20 protein-coding genes and 1 tRNA gene are annotated in these 15,875 nt (G+C 65.2%); 9 read left to right on the top strand and 12 right to left on the bottom strand.

Annotated features, from left to right (window positions below):
* The first annotated feature begins 195 nt into the window (after nucleotides 1-195).
* Complete coding sequence (locus OJI97_RS15765) at nucleotides 196-1,488, top strand: cystathionine gamma-synthase family protein (protein WP_297665028.1); 1,293 nt, start codon at nucleotides 196-198, stop codon at nucleotides 1,486-1,488.
* A 31-nt stretch (nucleotides 1,489-1,519) separates the two neighbouring features.
* Here the strand turns inward: OJI97_RS15765 and OJI97_RS15770 are convergent, their stop codons facing one another.
* Nucleotides 1,520-2,239, bottom strand: a complete 720-nt coding sequence (locus OJI97_RS15770) for an HAD family phosphatase (protein ID WP_297665029.1) — start codon at nucleotides 2,237-2,239, stop codon at nucleotides 1,520-1,522.
* 89 nt (nucleotides 2,240-2,328) lie between these two features.
* Between OJI97_RS15770 and OJI97_RS15775 the strand changes: the two genes are divergently transcribed.
* The 6 genes from OJI97_RS15775 (at nucleotide 2,329) to OJI97_RS15800 (ending at nucleotide 6,941) form a co-directional block, all read left to right on the top strand.
* A complete protein-coding gene (locus tag OJI97_RS15775; protein ID WP_297665030.1) occupies nucleotides 2,329-3,435 on the top strand; it encodes an ABC transporter permease in 1,107 nt (368 codons plus the stop codon).
* Nucleotides 3,435-4,301, top strand: coding sequence for an ABC transporter ATP-binding protein (locus OJI97_RS15780; protein ID WP_297665031.1), 867 nt, complete (start codon nucleotides 3,435-3,437; stop codon nucleotides 4,299-4,301). The genes OJI97_RS15775 and OJI97_RS15780 overlap by 1 nt, the downstream gene beginning before the upstream one ends.
* A complete protein-coding gene (locus tag OJI97_RS15785; protein ID WP_297665032.1) occupies nucleotides 4,301-5,242 on the top strand; it encodes an MlaD family protein in 942 nt (313 codons plus the stop codon). Before OJI97_RS15780 ends, OJI97_RS15785 begins: the two co-directional genes overlap by 1 nt.
* An 11-nt stretch (nucleotides 5,243-5,253) precedes the next feature.
* Nucleotides 5,254-5,850, top strand: coding sequence for an ABC-type transport auxiliary lipoprotein family protein (locus OJI97_RS15790; RefSeq protein ID WP_297665034.1), 597 nt, complete (start codon nucleotides 5,254-5,256; stop codon nucleotides 5,848-5,850).
* A 220-nt stretch (nucleotides 5,851-6,070) separates the two neighbouring features.
* A complete protein-coding gene (locus OJI97_RS15795) occupies nucleotides 6,071-6,391 on the top strand; it encodes a multidrug efflux SMR transporter (RefSeq protein ID WP_297665232.1) in 321 nt (106 codons plus the stop codon).
* A gap of 67 nt (nucleotides 6,392-6,458) precedes the next feature.
* Nucleotides 6,459-6,941 carry a hypothetical protein gene (locus OJI97_RS15800; RefSeq protein ID WP_297665036.1) on the top strand — a complete coding sequence of 161 codons (483 nt, stop codon included), beginning with the start codon at nucleotides 6,459-6,461 and terminating at the stop codon, nucleotides 6,939-6,941.
* A gap of 81 nt (nucleotides 6,942-7,022) precedes the next feature.
* Here the strand turns inward: OJI97_RS15800 and rplA are convergent, their stop codons facing one another.
* From rplA to OJI97_RS15835, 7 genes are all read right to left on the bottom strand, one after another.
* A complete protein-coding gene (gene rplA / locus OJI97_RS15805; protein WP_297665038.1) occupies nucleotides 7,023-7,721 on the bottom strand; it encodes a 50S ribosomal protein L1 in 699 nt (232 codons plus the stop codon).
* A 4-nt stretch (nucleotides 7,722-7,725) separates the two neighbouring features.
* Nucleotides 7,726-8,157 (bottom strand): 50S ribosomal protein L11, encoded by a 432-nt coding sequence (rplK, locus tag OJI97_RS15810; RefSeq protein ID WP_297665041.1) that lies wholly within the window; start codon nucleotides 8,155-8,157, stop codon nucleotides 7,726-7,728.
* 153 nt (nucleotides 8,158-8,310) lie between these two features.
* Nucleotides 8,311-9,261 carry an acyl-CoA thioesterase II gene (locus tag OJI97_RS15815; RefSeq protein ID WP_297665044.1) on the bottom strand — a complete coding sequence of 317 codons (951 nt, stop codon included), beginning with the start codon at nucleotides 9,259-9,261 and terminating at the stop codon, nucleotides 8,311-8,313.
* Between the two features lie 79 nt (nucleotides 9,262-9,340).
* Entirely contained in the window at nucleotides 9,341-9,877 is a 537-nt protein-coding gene (gene nusG / locus OJI97_RS15820; RefSeq protein WP_297665045.1) for a transcription termination/antitermination protein NusG, read from the bottom strand.
* A 34-nt stretch (nucleotides 9,878-9,911) separates the two neighbouring features.
* Nucleotides 9,912-10,109, bottom strand: coding sequence for a preprotein translocase subunit SecE (gene secE / locus OJI97_RS15825; RefSeq protein WP_257543992.1), 198 nt, complete (start codon nucleotides 10,107-10,109; stop codon nucleotides 9,912-9,914).
* Nucleotides 10,110-10,302: 193 nt separating this feature from the next.
* Nucleotides 10,303-10,623, bottom strand: coding sequence for a multidrug efflux SMR transporter (locus OJI97_RS15830; protein WP_297665048.1), 321 nt, complete (start codon nucleotides 10,621-10,623; stop codon nucleotides 10,303-10,305).
* Between the two features lie 318 nt (nucleotides 10,624-10,941).
* A tRNA-Trp gene (locus tag OJI97_RS15835) sits at nucleotides 10,942-11,017 on the bottom strand.
* 92 nt (nucleotides 11,018-11,109) lie between these two features.
* Here OJI97_RS15835 and OJI97_RS15840 point away from each other — a divergent pair.
* Nucleotides 11,110-12,048, top strand: a complete 939-nt coding sequence (locus OJI97_RS15840; protein WP_297665050.1) for a DMT family transporter — start codon at nucleotides 11,110-11,112, stop codon at nucleotides 12,046-12,048.
* Entirely contained in the window at nucleotides 12,045-12,662 is a 618-nt protein-coding gene (locus tag OJI97_RS15845) for a glutathione S-transferase family protein (RefSeq protein WP_297665052.1), read from the top strand. Before OJI97_RS15840 ends, OJI97_RS15845 begins: the two co-directional genes overlap by 4 nt.
* Nucleotides 12,663-12,706: 44 nt before the next feature.
* Here OJI97_RS15845 and OJI97_RS15850 read toward each other — a convergent pair whose 3' ends face one another.
* From OJI97_RS15850 to OJI97_RS15865, 4 genes are all read right to left on the bottom strand, one after another.
* The gene (locus tag OJI97_RS15850) at nucleotides 12,707-13,012 is read right to left on the bottom strand and encodes a hypothetical protein (RefSeq protein WP_297665054.1); all 306 of its coding nucleotides are present in this window, start codon (nucleotides 13,010-13,012) and stop codon (nucleotides 12,707-12,709) included.
* Between the two features lie 53 nt (nucleotides 13,013-13,065).
* Nucleotides 13,066-14,625, bottom strand: coding sequence for a fatty acid--CoA ligase (locus tag OJI97_RS15855; protein ID WP_297665055.1), 1,560 nt, complete (start codon nucleotides 14,623-14,625; stop codon nucleotides 13,066-13,068).
* Between the two features lie 98 nt (nucleotides 14,626-14,723).
* Nucleotides 14,724-15,356: a DUF938 domain-containing protein gene (locus OJI97_RS15860; protein WP_297665057.1), complete on the bottom strand. Its 633-nt coding sequence runs from the start codon at nucleotides 15,354-15,356 to the stop codon at nucleotides 14,724-14,726.
* Entirely contained in the window at nucleotides 15,353-15,799 is a 447-nt protein-coding gene (locus OJI97_RS15865; protein ID WP_297665059.1) for an ABA4-like family protein, read from the bottom strand. Before OJI97_RS15865 ends, OJI97_RS15860 begins: the two co-directional genes overlap by 4 nt.
* Nucleotides 15,800-15,875: the final 76 nt, after the last annotated feature.

Consider the following 15,875-nt stretch of genomic DNA (forward strand, 5'->3'; position numbering starts at 1 on the left):
TTCGTCACCCCGGACTTGATCCGGGGTCCCGCTTTCCACCGTCGCTGAGCGGGACCCCGGATCAAGTCCGGGGTGACGGGAAAGGGTTGGTCGGGCCTGTCAAAAGCCAAATCACGTCGCCACCGCCCGCGCAATTTAGTTACAATCGAAACCGGTGCTGTTATAGCGTGGCCGATCATTCACAGGAGCATTCCCATGGCCATGCGCGGCACCCCCAAGACGAACGGCAAAAAAATCGGCGACCGCGACCTCAGCCCCGCGACGCTGATGATGGGGCTCGGCTATGACCCCGTGCTTTCCGAAGGATCGCTGAAGCCGCCGATCTTCCTCACCTCGACCTTCGCCTTCGAAAGCGCCGCCGCGGGCAAGCGTTTCTTCGAGCATATCACCGGCAAGCGCCAGGGCCCCGCCGACGGCCTCGTCTATTCGCGCTTCAACGGGCCGAACCAGGAGATCCTCGAGGATCGGCTCGCGGTCTGGGACGGCGCCGACGACAGCCTCGTCTTTTCGAGCGGCATGTCGGCGATCGCCACGCTGCTCCTCGCGCTCGTCGGCCAGAACGACGTGATCGTCCATTCGGGGCCGCTCTATGCCGCGACCGAGACGCTGATCGCGCGCATCCTGTCGCGCTTCGGCGTCGGCTTCGTCGATTTCCCCGCCGGCGCTACGCGCGAGGAACTCGACGCGATTCTGGCGCGCGCCAAGGCGCTCGCCGATGAAAAGGGCGGTAAAGTGTCGCTCGTCTATCTCGAAAGCCCGGCGAACCCGACCAACGCGCTCGTCGACGTCGAGGCGGTGCGCGCAGCGCGCGACGCGGCCTTCCCCGGCGAGCAAAAGCCCGCAATTGCGATCGACAACACCTTCCTCGGCCCGCTCTGGCAACAGCCGCTGAAGCAGGGCGCCGAACTCGTCGTCTACAGCCTCACCAAATATGCCGGCGGCCATTCGGACCTCGTCGCGGGCGGCGTATCGGGCGACCAGCGGCTGATCGACGTCATCCGCCCGATGCGCAACACGATCGGCACGATCTGCGACCCCAACACGGCGTGGATGCTGCTGCGCAGCCTCGAAACGCTCGAGCTCCGGATGAGCCGCGCGGGCGAGAATGCGCTGAAGGTCTGTACCTTCCTGCGCGATCATCCGAAGGTCGAGGGGCTGGGCTATCTCGGCTTCATCGCCGATCCGCGGCAGAAGGACATCTTCGACCGCCATTGCTCGGGCGCGGGATCGACCTTTTCGCTGTTCATCAAGGGCGGCGAGGCCGAGAGCTTCCGCTTCCTCGACGCGCTCAAGATCGCCAAGCTGGCGGTCAGCCTCGGCGGCACCGAGACGCTCGCGAGCCACCCCGCCGCCATGACGCACCTGTCGGTCCCCGACGAGCGCAAGAAGGCGCTGGGCATCACCGACAATCTGGTGCGCGTGTCGATCGGGATCGAAAATGCCGACGACCTGATCGCCGATTTCGCGCAGGCGCTGGACGCGGTGTAAACCACACCCTCCCCTGAAGGGGAGGGGCTTTTCACTTCCGCGCCCGCCAGTCCACCACCTGCCAGCCCATCGTCGGCGCCAGCTTCTTCAGCTTTCGCGACGGCGTCGTCGCGACCGCTTCGTTGGCGAAGTGCAGCATCGGATGGTCGGAGACATGATCGGAATAGGCGCGGATGTGCGCCTGATCCCGCGTGATTTCGTTCGCGGCGAGCCAGTCCGAAATGCGCGCGAATTTCGCCTCGCCATAGCAATTTTCGCCCGCCAGCCGTGCGTGGACATGGTCGCCGCCGTCGGCTTCGTCGAGCCGCGTCGCGAGCACGTCGTCGATGCCGAGCCGCCGAGCGATCGCATCGACATAGAGATGAAAGGAAGCGGTCGCGAGCAGCAGCCGATAGCCTGCCGCGCGGTCGGCGGCGATCTGGTCGAGCGCCGCGGCGTGCAGCCCGCGCGCGACCACCTTGTCGGCGTAGCTTTCGGCAAGCGGCGCGATTTCGCTGCGGCGAAAGCGCGTGCCGACAAGCAGGCGGAGGTTGATCGCCTTCAGCCGCGACCGGTCGATCAGGCGCAGCGCATAAGCCGCGCCCGCGAGTCCGACGAGCGGCAGCAGCAGCAGGCGCCACGGCTGGCGCCGCCTCGCAACATGCATCAGGAACCCGCTGTAAGTCCCTGATCGCGTGATCGTCCGGTCCATATCGTACATCGCGACGCGATGGACGGGATCGGTCGCGGGCGGGGCGGATGGCGTTTCCATGGAACCGACAATAGGGCGCCGCGCCGCCGCGGCCAAGGGGCCGGAATTGCTTGCCGTGTCAGGGCAAATAAGACAATGTCCCCCGCGAGATGGTGGCCAGGGCGGACTTTGACTATAGCGACGGCGCCGGCGGGGCCGCGGTTCGCTTCACTGGCCGGTTGACGCTGGCGCGCCTCGGCGACCTTCCGCAAAGGCTGGACGCCGTCGGGCCGGTCGCGTCGATCGACCTGTCGGGGGTCGAACGGATCGACACCGTCGGCGCCTGGATCGTCACCCGCACCGTCAACGAATATGGCGCCAAGGTCACCGGCGCGAGCCCCGAGGCCGAACGGCTGCTCGAAGCGCTGAAGGACGACAAGAGCGAATATCGCGTCCACCTGGGTCGCCGCTCGGCGATCGAGCGGATGCTCGAACAGGTCGGCACGGCAAGCCTCGCGGTCTGGGGCGAACTGATCGGCATCATCGATTTCTTCGGCGCAATGATCATCGCGCTGGGCATCCAGATTCGCGCGCGGCGGCGGCTGCGCTGGCACGCGGTCGTCACCCGTTTCCAGACCGTCGGCGTCGACGCCCTCCCCATCATCGGCCTGATGAGCCTGCTGATCGGCATCGTCATCGCGCAGCAGGGCGCGGTGCAGCTCGAGCAATTCGGGCTGGAGGTGTTCACGATCAACCTCGTCGGCCGCGCCTCGATCCGCGAGCTTGGCCTGCTGATGACCGCGATCATGGTCGCGGGGCGATCGGGATCGGCCTTCGCAGCGCAGATCGGCACGATGAAGCTGACCGAGGAAATCGACGCGATGCGGACGATCGGCGTGTCGCCCATGGAAGCGATCGTGCTGCCGCGCGTCGCCGCGTCGACGATCACCATGCCCCTGCTCGGCTTTTACGCCAGCATCTGCGCGATCATCGGCGGCGGGATCTTCTGTTGGGCCGGGCTCGGCATCCCGCCCCTCACCTATGTGCAGCGGCTGCGCGAGATCATTCCGATGCATGATTTCTGGATCATGCTGATCAAGGCGCCGGTGTTCGGCATCCTGATCGGCGTCACCGGCTGTTACGAAGGGATGCAGGTGCGCCAGAATGCCGAGGAGGTCGGCAAGCGCACGACCTCCGCGGTCGTCGCGGCGATCTTCCTCGTCATTGTCCTCGACGCTTTTTTCGCGGTCTTCTTCTCGTCGCTGGGATGGAATTGATGAGCGAGGAAAGCCGGGCCGAGATCAAGGAGGAACTGGCCGCCGCCGACGCGGTGCGGCCCGAGACGTTCGAATATGCGATCCGTATTCGCGGGCTGCGCAACCAGTTCGGCGACGCGGTGATCCATGACGGGCTCGACCTCGACGTGCGCTCGGGCGAGATATTGGGCGTCGTCGGCGGATCGGGGACCGGCAAGTCGGTGCTGATGCGCTCGATCGTCGGGCTCCAGACCCCGGCCGCGGGCGAGATCGAGGTTTACGGCAAGACGCTCGACACCATCACCGACGCCGAGGAATCGCGCGACCTCCGCCGCCGCTGGGGGGTGATGTTCCAGGGCGGCGCGCTCTTCTCGACGCTGAGCGTGGCCGAGAATATCCAGGTTCCCTTGCGCGAATATTATCCGCGGCTCGACCAGCAATTGCTCGACGAGATCGCGGCCTACAAGGTGTCGATGGTCGGCCTGCCCCCCGATGCCGGGCCGAAATTTCCCGCCGAACTGTCGGGCGGCATGGTCAAGCGCGCCGGCCTCGCCCGCGCGCTCGCGCTCGACCCCGCTTTGCTCTTTCTCGACGAACCCACCGCAGGGCTCGACCCGATCGGCGCCGCCAAGTTCGACGAGCTGATCCGCGAGCTCGCCGACACGATGGGGCTCACCGTCTTCCTGATCACCCACGATCTCGACTCGCTTTATGCGACCTGCGACCGCGTCGCGGTGCTGGCGGAGAAGAAGGTGATCGCGGTCGGCACCATCCCGGAACTGCTTGCCACCGAGCATCCGTGGATACAGGATTATTTCAACGGCCCGCGCGGACGGGCGGCCGCCGGCTGCAATATCGCGGCAGAGCGGCAGGATAGGAAAAGCTGATGGAAACACGCTCGAACAATGTGCTCGTCGGCGCGTTCGTCCTCTTCTTCATGGCCGCGCTCGCGGTGTTCTTCGTCTGGCTCGCGAACGACAGCGGCGGCACGAAGCGCGCCTACGACATCTTTTTCAAACAGTCGGTCGACGGCCTCAACAAGGGCGCGCAGGTGCAGTTTTCGGGCGTCCCCGCCGGGCAGGTCCGCGAAATCGCGCTGTGGCCCGACGACCCGCAATTCGTCCGCGTGCGGATCGAGGTGAACGAGGGCGTGCCGATCCTTCAGGGCACGACCGCGGCGCTCGAAGGCGTCGGCTTCACCGGCGTCTCGCAGATTTCGCTCGACGGCGCGGTCAAGGGCGCCCCGCCGATCACCGACAAGGGACCGGCGGGCAAGCCCGTCATCCCGACGCGCGTCGGCGGGCTCGGCGAGTTGCTCAACACCGCGCCGCAGCTGCTGCAGCGCCTCTCGACGCTGTCCGAACGGCTCGCCGAGCTGGTCGACGACGAAAATCAGGCGAGCATCAAGGGCATCCTCAACAATGTCGAGGCATCGACCGCGATCCTCGCGCGCAACGGCCCGGCGCTCGAAAAGGCGCTCGCCGATACGCGCATCGCGATCCAGCAGACGGGCAACGCCGCCGAGCAGATCGGCAATCTCGCCGCCTCGGCGCAGGGGACGATCGACCGCAACGTCGACCCGGCGATGGCCAATCTGCGCGATACGCTGAAATCGGCGAATGAATCGATGAAAACGCTGGAGGCGGCGATCGCCGACGCGCGGCCGGGGCTCAAGACCTTCAGCGACACCACCGTTCCCGAAGCCAATGCGCTGATCCGCGACCTGCGCCGCACCTCCGCCTCGCTGTCGAGCCTGACCGACAAGCTCGATCAGCAGGGCGCCGGCGCGGTGCTCGGCGGCAGCAAGCTGCCCGATTACAAGAAATGAGGATGCCGACAATGCGAACGCTCCGCACTTCCCTGCTCGTCGCGGCCGCGGCGGTAACGCTTTCCGGCTGTATCGGGCTGGGCGGAAAGACGCCGCCCTTTCTGCTGACGCTCGACGCCGACGCGGCGCCGACCGCCGGGACGGCGCGCACCGCGAGCGACGCGGCGACGCTGACCATCCTGATTCCCACCGCGCCGCAGAAGCTGCGCACTCCGCGCATTCCGGTGCAGCAGGACGATGCCAGCGTCGCCTATGTCAAGGACGCGCAATGGGTCGAAGCGCCGCAGCGTCTGTTCCAGCGGCTCGTCTCCGAAACCGTCGCCGCGCGCACCGCGCGGGTCGTCCTCGACGAGGGGCAATATCTGACCGCTCCGGGCGAGCAGCTTGCGGGGCAGCTCATGGATTTCGGAGTCGACGCGCGCGCGAACGAGGCGGTCGTCGTCTATCAGGCGATGCTGGTCTCGGCCGGCGGCAAGAGCGTCACCCAGCGTCGCTTCGAAGCGCGCGAGCCGATCGCCGGCAAGGTCGAAGCCAAACCCGTCGGCGAAGCGCTGACCCGCGCCGCCAACAAGGTCGCGGTCGATGTCGCGGGATGGCTGGGCGGCTGAGGGGCGAGTCCTGCAGCAGCCATCATTGCGAGCGAAGCGAAGCAATCCAGAGCGGTTTACGCCTGCTCTGGATTGCTTCGCTCCGCTCGCAATGACGGTTCCCTTTGACGAAATCTCCGTCTAAACGCGCCCGCGCGGTCCAGCCGCGCCTTTGCGTGCCTCTTTCGGGTTTCCGGCATGCGCTCTCTCCCCGAGCCCGCCGATCTGAAAGGACATGCTCGTGGGATGGATCATCCTGGCCGTCGCCGTTTTCACCGAAATCTGCTGGGCGCTGAGCCTCAAATGGGCGGCGACGCTCGGGACATGGCAGGCATCGGCGGTTCCCGTCACGCTGAGCTTCGTCAACATGGCGCTGCTCGCGCTGGCGATGCGCGAGATTTCGGCGGGCACCGCCTATGCGATCTGGACCGGACTCGGCGCCGTCGGGGTGATCATCGGCGGGATCATGCTGTTCGACGAGAAAGTGAGCGGCGCGCAAGTCGGTTTCATGGCACTGATCGTCGTCGGCGTGGTGGGGACGAAGCTGTTTTCGGCGGGGTGAGGCAGGGCGGCATTCGACCGATTGCGGACATTGGAAACACGAGTAAGTTTCCTTCATGAGCATTGGGATGAACCGTCGGCCTTTTCTAATAGGAATGTTAGCTGGTGCAGCACTGGCGCTGGCAAGCGCTGCCACGGCAGCGTGGTTGTCGAAAGAAGATGCCCCGCAATATCTCCGCATCGTCGATGACAATTACGAGCACATTCTGGGACCAAACTACAAGCTCGAGGACGGCCCAACGAGTGCAAAGATCATTAGGGATTGCAAGGTCCAGCAGTTCGTTACGGACACGTCTCTGCCAGATTACGCTGGATCATCATTTGTCAAAATCGATGGAATACCAAAAGCCAATTTGAATTGCATCATTGGGGAAGCCCGAATTAATTCGATGTCGATCGCAATAGTGGACGGAATTGATCTAACGCCAACCGATTGCATCGGAGGGTGGCCAACCCGGTTCCAAGATGAGGAAGCGGGTAACTTTGAGCTGTGTCGTGGGGGAAAAAATCCAGATCCGATTTTCGTGCCCACACCTCCTCCTAAGCGTTAGTCCGCTCCCCACCCCAAAGCGGCCCATAAGAAAAGGGCCGGAGTTTCCCCCGGCCCTTCCCTGTATCGATGTCGGTGCCGGTCAGGCGCCGGCGACGTCGGCCGTGTCGACCTTCACGCCCGGGCCCATCGACGACGACAGCGCGATCTTGCGGACATATTTGCCCTTCGCGCCGGCCGGCTTGGCCTTGACGATCGCATCGACGAAGGCGTCGAAGTTCTGACGGAGCTTTTCCTCGCCGAACGACAGCTTGCCGATGCCGGCGTGGATGATGCCGACCTTTTCGACGCGGAATTCGATCTGACCGCCCTTGGCGGCCTTCACGGCTTCGGCGACGTTCGGGGTGACGGTGCCCAGCTTCGGGTTCGGCATCAGGCCCTTCGGACCCAGCGTCTTGCCGAGGCGGCCGACGATGCCCATCATGTCCGGCGTCGCGATGACGCGGCCATAGTCGAGGTTGCCCGCAAGCATGTCTTCCATCAGGTCTTCGGCGCCCACCTTGTCGGCACCGGCGGCCAGCGCCTTGTCGGCATTGTCGCCGCGCGCGAACACGGCGACCTTGACGTCCTTGCCGGTGCCGGCGGGCAGCGTGACGACGCCGCGGACCATCTGGTCGGCGTGACGCGGATCGACGCCCAGGTTCATCGCGATTTCGAGCGTCTCGTCGAACTTGGCCGAGGCCAGCTCGCGCACCGTCTTGATCGCTTCATCGACGCCGTGCAGCTTCAGCGCGTCGACCTTGCCCTCGAGGGCCTTCTGCTTCTTGGTCAGCTTAGCCATGGGTTCAGCCCTCCGTCACTTCGAGGCCCATCGAGCGGGCGCTGCCTTCGATGATCTTCGTCGCCTGTTCGATGTCGTTGGCGTTGAGATCCTTCATCTTGATCTCGGCGATTTCGGCGAGCTTCGAGCGCGCGATCTTGCCGCCGCTGATCTTGCCGGGCTCCTTCGAACCCGACTTCAGGTTCGCGGCCTTCTTGATCAGATAGGTCGCCGGAGGCGTCTTGGTGACGAAGGTGAAGCTTTTGTCGGCGAAGACGGTGATGATGGTCGGGGTCGGCGTGCCCTTTTCCATGGAATCGGTCGCGGCGTTGAACGCCTTGCAGAATTCCATGATGTTGACGCCGCGCTGACCCAGCGCCGGCCCGAGCGGCGGCGAGGGGTTGGCGGTGCCGGCGGGCACCTGCAGCTTGATGTAGCCGCTGATCTTCTTGGCCATGATGGCCTCCTTTCTTTCTATCGCCCCGGACGGGTCCAGGGCTCAAAATAAGCGGTCGAACGGAAGGGCATCACCCCTTCCTCCCGCGCGGAATCACGTCCTTATCTGACGCGAAGCGGCGCGCATAGGCGCAAAGACGTAAGAAAACAAGCCTTATGCGCCGGCTTCGGGCGGGGTGATGCGCAGCAGCCCTTCCTGCATCGCCGATGCGATCAGCGTGCCGTCCTGGCGATAGACGAGGCCGCGGTTGATGCCGCGGCTGGCGCCGGTCCAGTCGCTGTCCATCACATAGACGAACCATTGGTCGGCGCGGACGTCGTCGTGGAACCACATCGCATGGTCGAGGCTGGTCGAAAACAGGCCCGGAGTCGACCAGGTGAAGCCGTGCGGCAGCAGCGAGGAGGACAAAAGCCCCATGTCCGACGCATAGGCCAGAAAAGCGCGGTGGAGCAGCGGGTCGTCGCCGATCGGCGCCGCGAGCCGATACCATTGATAATGCGTCGTGCCCTTTTCGACCGACGACGGGCGAAAGCTGCGGATCTCGAACGGGCGGAGCCGCGCCATGCGGTCGAGCTGCGCGTCGCTGACGTTCGGATCGGCGGCCAGATTTTCGACGAACTCGGCGCATTGTTCGGGCGGCAGCACGTCGGGCATCGGCGCCTGGTGCGCGGCGCCCGCCTCGGGCGCGTGGAAGGAGGCGGTCAGGTTGAAGATGACCTTGCCGTCCTGCCGCACGACGACGCGGCGGTTCGCGAAGCTGCGCCCGTCGAAGTCGCGATGGACGCGGAAATGGAGCGGCTTCGCCTCGTCGCCGCCGCGCAGGAAATAGGCGTGGAGCGAATGCGCGGTCTTGGCGGGATCGACGGTCCGCGCCGCGGCGACGAGAGCCTGCGCGATCACCTGTCCGCCGAAGATGCGCTGGCGCGTCGGCTTGTTGAAGGCGGGGAAGGTAAATTCGTCCTCGAGCCCCGGCACGCGTTCGAGATCGAACAGGCGCGTCACCGCCGCGACGACCTTTTCGGGCGAAAAGGCCGACTGGATTTCGCGCGCGCGATCGACGCGCGCCTGGATTTCGGTGGAGGTCAGTGAGTTTGGCGCCGACAATCCCTCGCCCTTTCCTGACAGACCGCGCGATAACGATGGAGATCCCGGCCTGCGCGGGGATGACGACCTGTCGGGGTCGTCACTTCATCCGTTCGACCTGCTCGAAATCGAGCTCGACCGGGGTCGCGCGGCCAAAGATCGACACGCTGACCTTGACGCGCGCCTTGTCGAAATCGAGTTCCTCGACGAGGCCGTTGAAGCTCGCGAACGGGCCTTCGAGCACCTTGACCTGATCGCCGATCTCGTAATCGACGCGGATTTCGGTCTTGGGGCGCGCCGCGGCCTCTTCCTTGCTATTGAGGATGCGCGCGGCCTCGGCCTCGCTGATCGCCTGCGGCTTGCCCATCGAGCCGAGGAAGCCGGTGACCTTCGGCGTGTTCTTGACGAGGTGATAAACGTCGTCGGTCATCGTCAGCTTGGCGAGGACATAGCCGGGGAAGAATTTCCGTTCGGCCTGCACCTTCTTGCCGCGCTTCACCTCGGTGACCGTTTCGACCGGCACCTCGACCGATTCGACGAGCTGGGTCAGGCCCATGCGTTCGGCCTCGGCGAGCACCGAATCGCGAACCTTGTTCTCAAAGCCCGAATAGGCGTGAATGATGTACCAGCGCGCCATGATGCGTGTCCCTTTTATCCCTGCGGTGCCGCGCTTAGCGCGCGAGCGACGTCAGCCAGCTGACGATGAATTTGAAAACCGAATCGACGCCGAAGAAGAAGAGCGCGAGGATGGTCGTCATGATCAGCACCATGATCGTCGTCTGCACCGTCTCGCGGCTCGACGGCCACACGATCTTGGTGGCTTCGGTTTTCACCTGGTTGACGAATTCGCCAATCTTGGGCCTCGCCATATCGATCGTCCTGTCCTTCAAGCATCTGGGTTTCGAGCAGATGGGTTGCCGCCCCTTCCGCGTCAAGCGCGCTTTGGGCAAGTGTCCGCCCACCCTCCCCGGCGATGCCGGCGAAAGGCGGGAGGAAACGGCGCAACTGTCCGAATGAAGCGGCCTTTACCCGTGCGCCTCCGCCTTGGCAAGCGCTTGCGATTCAGGCGGGCGACGACAGCTTCATCAGCACCAGCCCCGACACGATCAGCAGCGCGGCCACGATGCGCATCGCACTCGCGGTTTCGCCGAGGATCGCGACGCCGACCAGAAACGCCCCCACCGCGCCGATTCCGGTCCAGATGGTATAGGCGGTGCCCAGCGGCAGCGATTTCATCGCCAGCGACAGCAAGGCAAAGCTCGCGATCATCGCGGCAATCGTGACGGCGGTCGGTCCCGGCCGCGTGAACCCCTCCGACTGTTTCATCGAAAAGGCCCAGACGACCTCGAACAGGCCGGCGATGGCAAGATAGATCCAGGGCATGACAGCTCCTTATCGGCTGCCGGGCCGTCCCGGACCTGACACCCGCCCCGCAACCGACGAGGCCGGCGGGGACGTGGCCCCTTTTGCTTGCGATCGGGCGCGATGCGCGCGCCTTCACAAATTCTTTAGATCGTCTTCAGGACATCCAAGTCAAGCGCCGATAGACCGGCCCCTGCCTTGCATCTCTCCATGCGACCCAGGGATGTGGGTAACCCCGTCGCGCCAACCGGCTCGGCGGGGTTTTTCCTGCCCTTTCGCTTATTCCGCGCAAGCAGCCAACGCTTAGCCGCGTGATAGTCCGGCGAGCCATCGAAACGATGGCAGGGGCAGCAGGATTCGAACCCGCGACCCTCGGTTTTGGAGACCGATGCTCTACCAGCTGAGCTATACCCCTAGGCCGGAGTGCGCCCCTAGCCCGATTGCAGGGCGCGGGCAAGAGGGATGACGGGTTGCTTATCGCAACTCGCCTGATATGCGCGAAGGCCCATGACCGCCGCCGCGTCCCCCTCCTCCGCCGCTCCGCAGCATTATCTCGGCGGCATCGCGCTGCGCCTGCTCGCGATGGCCAGCCTATCGTTCATGTTCGTGCTGGTCAAATATATCGCCGCCGACGGGATTCACATCGTCGAAAGCCTGTTCTGGCGGCAGGCGATGGTGCTGCCGCTGCTCGTCCTGTGGGCGCTGACCCACGGCGGGCTCGGCATGTTCCGCACCCGGCGGATCGGCGTCCACGCGCGCCGCGCCGCGATGGGGCTGACCGGGATGGCGCTCAATTTCGGCGGCATGATCTATCTGCCGATGGCCGAGGCGACGACGATCAACCTGTCGGTGCCGATCATCTGCGTCTTCCTCGCCGCCGCGCTGCTCGGCGAGCGCGTCGGCCCGGCGCGCTGGAGCGCGGTGTTCGTCGGCTTCGTCGGGGTGCTGATCGTGCTCAACCCGACCTCGCTGCTGACCCAGGGCTTCGCGGGCGAACACGGGCTCGGCACGCTGATCGCGCTCGGCGGCGCGGTGATGACGGCGCTGATCACGATCCAGGTTCGCGACCTCGGCCGCACCGAAAGCGCGCTGACGATCGTCTTCTGGTTCAGCCTGATCTCGCTGATCCCGCTGGGGATTGCGCTGCCCTTCGTCATCACGCCGCACGGCGCGGCGGAGTGGGGGCTGCTCGCCGGGCTCGGCCTGCTCGGCGCGGTGGCGCAGCTGTCGCTGACCGGCGCGCTGCGCCTCGCGCCGGTGTCGGTGGTGACGCCGATGGATTATTCGAGCCTGCTCTGGTCGATCGCCTGCGGCTGGTGGTTCTTCGGCACCCTGCCCGCCGACACGACCTGGGCCGGCGCGCCGCTGATCGTCGCGAGCGGCCTGTTCATCGCCTGGCGCGAGCACCGCCGCCATATCGAACGCGTGAAGGAAGTCGCCGCATGAGCCAGCCCATACTCTATCATTGCCCCGATGCCCGCTCGCTCCGCTGCCTGTGGGCGGTCGAGGAGGCCGGGATCGATGTCGATCTGCGCGTCCTGAAATTCCCGCCGCGCGCTTTCGAACCCGACTACCGCGCGGTGAACCCACTGATGACCGTTCCCGGCTGGGTCGAAGACGGGCGGCTGATGACCGAATCGGCCGCGATCTGCGAGCGGATCGCCGAAGGGACGGGGCTGGAAGTGCGCCGCGACGAGGACGATTATTGGGATTACCGCAACTGGCTCCACCGCAGCGACGCGACGCTGACCTTCCCGCTCGCGATCATGATCCGCTACACCCGCATCGAACCCGAGGAGCGCCGGCTGGCGCAGGCGGTCGCGGACTATAAAGCCTTCTTCGGCGGGCGGGCGCGGAGCATCGAGGCGGCGCTGGCGGACGGGCGCGAGTGGCTGGTCGCGGGACGCTTCACGGTCGCCGACATCGTCATCGGCTATGCGGCGTTTCTGGCAACGACGCTGGGCGCGGAGGATGTTCTGGGCGAGGCCACGACCGCGTGGCTGGCGCGGTGCATGGCGCGTGACGGGTTCAGGCGGGCGCGCGAGCGCCAGAGGGGTTAAGTTCCACGACGGCTTTGGGGTGGGGAGCGGACGCAAGGTAGCGACTATTCGCAACCCTTTTTCGTGGCTCGAAAACTGAAGTGCTGCCCGGCCCCTGGCGTGACATAGCCGACAATGCACTCATGCTTTTCACCGGTCGTGTAACGAAGCTTGATTTGTCCGCTGCCTTCGCAATCTATTGATTTTCTGCCAATAAATTGCTCACCTAGGCGTGCTAGCGTTATCTCGGCACCACATAGGTCTAGCGTGGCTTCCTCGACGAGTTTCTGGTCATCTCGCACGACGAACACATCCTCAACCCTTGCACAGGCCGTGAGCGCCAGCAGCACTGCAAATGTCAGCCACTTCATCCGCTTACAATGCGGGGCTTTTCTCATGTCCGCAATCGGTCAATAGCCGTCTCTCAATTCACCATCCGCTCATACCCCTCCCAATAGGGCGCGCGCAGGTCCTTGCGCAAAATCTTGCCGCTCGCATTCCTCGGCAGCGCTTCGATCACATCGACGCTGCGCGGGGCCTTGAAGGCGGCGATGCGGTCGCGGGCCCAGGCGATGATGTCGGCTTCTTCGATACTCATCCCGGGCTTGGCGACGACGACCGCTTTCACCGTCTCGCCCCATTTCTGGTCGGGGATGCCGATCACCGCGACCTCCTGCACCGCGGGGTGACCGAAGATCGCGCTTTCGACCTCGGCCGGATAGACATTCTCGCCGCCCGAGATGATCATGTCCTTCATCCGGTCGTGGATGAAGAGATAGCCGTCCTCGTCGAGATAGCCCGCATCGCCGGTGTGGATCCAGCCGTCCCCGGTCATCGTCTTCGCCGTCGCGTCGGGCAGGTTCCAGTATCCGAGCATGTTGTTCGACGAGCGGGTGACGACCTCGCCGACGTCGCCGGTCGGAACTTCCTTGCCGTCAGCGCCAAGGATTTTGATCTCGACGCCGGGCAGCGCCTTACCCGCAGAGCGCATCCGCTTGTTGCCTTCGGGATCATGATCCTCGGGCGGCAACATGCAGATCGTGCCGGTGGTCTCGGTCATCCCATAGGCCTGGATGAATTCGGCGCCGAACATCCTGATGCACTGGCGCAGCAGGTCGAGCGGGATCGGCGCGGCACCGTAGAGGATATATTTGAGCCGGCTGTAATCGACGCTGGCGCAGCGCGGGTGCATCAGCAGCATCTGAAGCGCCGCGGGGACGATGAAGAAGCGCGTGACGCCATGCTGCTCGACCGCGTCGAACACGCCGTCGGGGTTGAACTCGGCAAGGATGATGCCCGGCAGCCCCGCCGCGAGCGCCATGATGCCGAGGCCGGTGCCGCCGATATGCGCGCAGGGCATGGCGACGAGCACCGCCTCGTCATCGTCCCATTTCGTATAGGCGAGGTCGGCGTCGGCGGAATTCTTGCGCAGCGCGAAGAGGTTGCGGTTCGACAGCACCGCACCCTTGGGATTGCCGGTCGTGCCCGAGGTGTAAAGTTGCAATACGGCGTCGTTCGGTCCTGAGGGCACGAAAGCGGCGCGCGGCGTGCTGTCGATCAGCGCGCGCGCCTCGTCGGCGCCGATGATCCGCGGAGCGCGGTCGAGTTTGCCGGCAAGCTGTTCCGCCGCATTCTCGAAGCCGGGCCCCGTGAAGACGATCTTCGCCTTGGTATCATTGACGATATAGGCCCACTCGGTCGGCGACAGCCGCCAGCCGATCGGCGCCATCACGATGCCCGCGCGCGCCGCACCGAAGAAGATGGTGAAATAGAGATCGCTGTTCTTGCCGATCCACGCGATGCGGTCGCCCTTCTCCAGTCCAGCGGCGAGCAAAGCGCTTGCGACGCGCGCGGTGCGCTCTTCAAGTTCGGCATAGGTGAAGACCCGGTCTTCCTCGCGCATCGCGATGCGATCCGGCCGGTCGGCCGCCCAATGGGCAATGAATTCGTCGAACGTCATCAGGTCCGAAAGGTCGGCGGCCATCGATTCTCTCTCCTCGAATCGCGTTGCTTTTTGCAATCGATGGCAAGGCTAGCGGCTCCGCGCGCGCGGGAAAAGCACGCAGATGTGACAGGGTGCAATCAGCGACGATGAAAAAGCAGCATCAGATTGTTCGCGGGCATGGCGCGGCGCTCGGCAAAGGCCAGGCCGGCTTCGGCAGCGGCGACCTCGACCGCGTCCAGATCGCGCAGCCCCCAATCGGGATTGCGTTCCTTCAGCGAGCGGTCGAACGCCAGGTTCGAGGGCGCGGTTGCCACTTCGCGTTCGAGATAGGGACCGTAAAGGATCAGCGGCGCGCCCGGCGGCAAGATGCGGGCGGCCCCTGCGAAAAGCCCCAGCGTCGCGGCCCATGGGCTGATATGCACCATGTTGATGCACAGCAGCGCATCGGCCGTCCCCACCGGCCATAGGGGCGCGGCGGCGTCGAGCAGGATCGGCGGCGCGATGTTCGCGAGACCCGCCTCGGCGCGCCATGCGGCGATCGAGGTCAACGCCGCGGGGTCGGGATCGCTCGGTTGCCAGAAGAGCCCCGGAAAGGCGGCGGCGAAATGGACGACATGTTCGCCCGATCCGCTCGCGACCTCCAGCACCGTGCCCGCGGGCGGCAGCCAGTCGGCGAGCACGGCGGCGATCGCATCGCGGTTGCGGACCGTCGCGGGGGCGTGGCGCTTCGCTCCCGCGCCGCCGTCCTCTGCCATCCACGGCTGGGTCATGCAGCGCGCGCCTGTTCCCGCGCGCGGCGTTCGCGGACGACCAGCCAGAGGAACAGGCCGACCGGCCCCGCCATCAGGGTCAGAAACAGGAACGGCAGTTGCACGATGCGGCCGAACCCCTTGTTGTCGGCGTCGCGCGCGATCCACAGGCCGGTGAACAGGTCGAAGGCAAGATAATGGACCCAGCCGAGCGTCGCTCCGCCCGGCGCCGCGAACAGCTTCATCACCCCGGCGAGCGAGGTGAAACTGCCGCCAGTCCCGCCCGGGTCGATCCCCCCGGTCAGGAAACCGGTGATGAGAATAATATACAGCAGGCAGAGCAGCGACACGCCGGCATAGAGGATGGCGGACAATGTCCGCGGACTGCGCGGCGCGAAGGCGAGCAGCAGCCAGCCGGCGATCGCCCAGTAATTGGCGATGAGATAAAGGTTGTTCCAGCTCATATGCGTTCTCTCCCCAGATCAGCTTTTCCCGTCATTGCGAGGAGCCGAAGGCGACGCGGCAATCCAGAGCGTGCGT

Origin of the sequence: Sphingopyxis sp. (assembly GCF_025869345.1) — a bacterium.
In the GTDB taxonomy this organism is placed as follows: Bacteria; Pseudomonadota; Alphaproteobacteria; order Sphingomonadales; family Sphingomonadaceae; genus Sphingopyxis.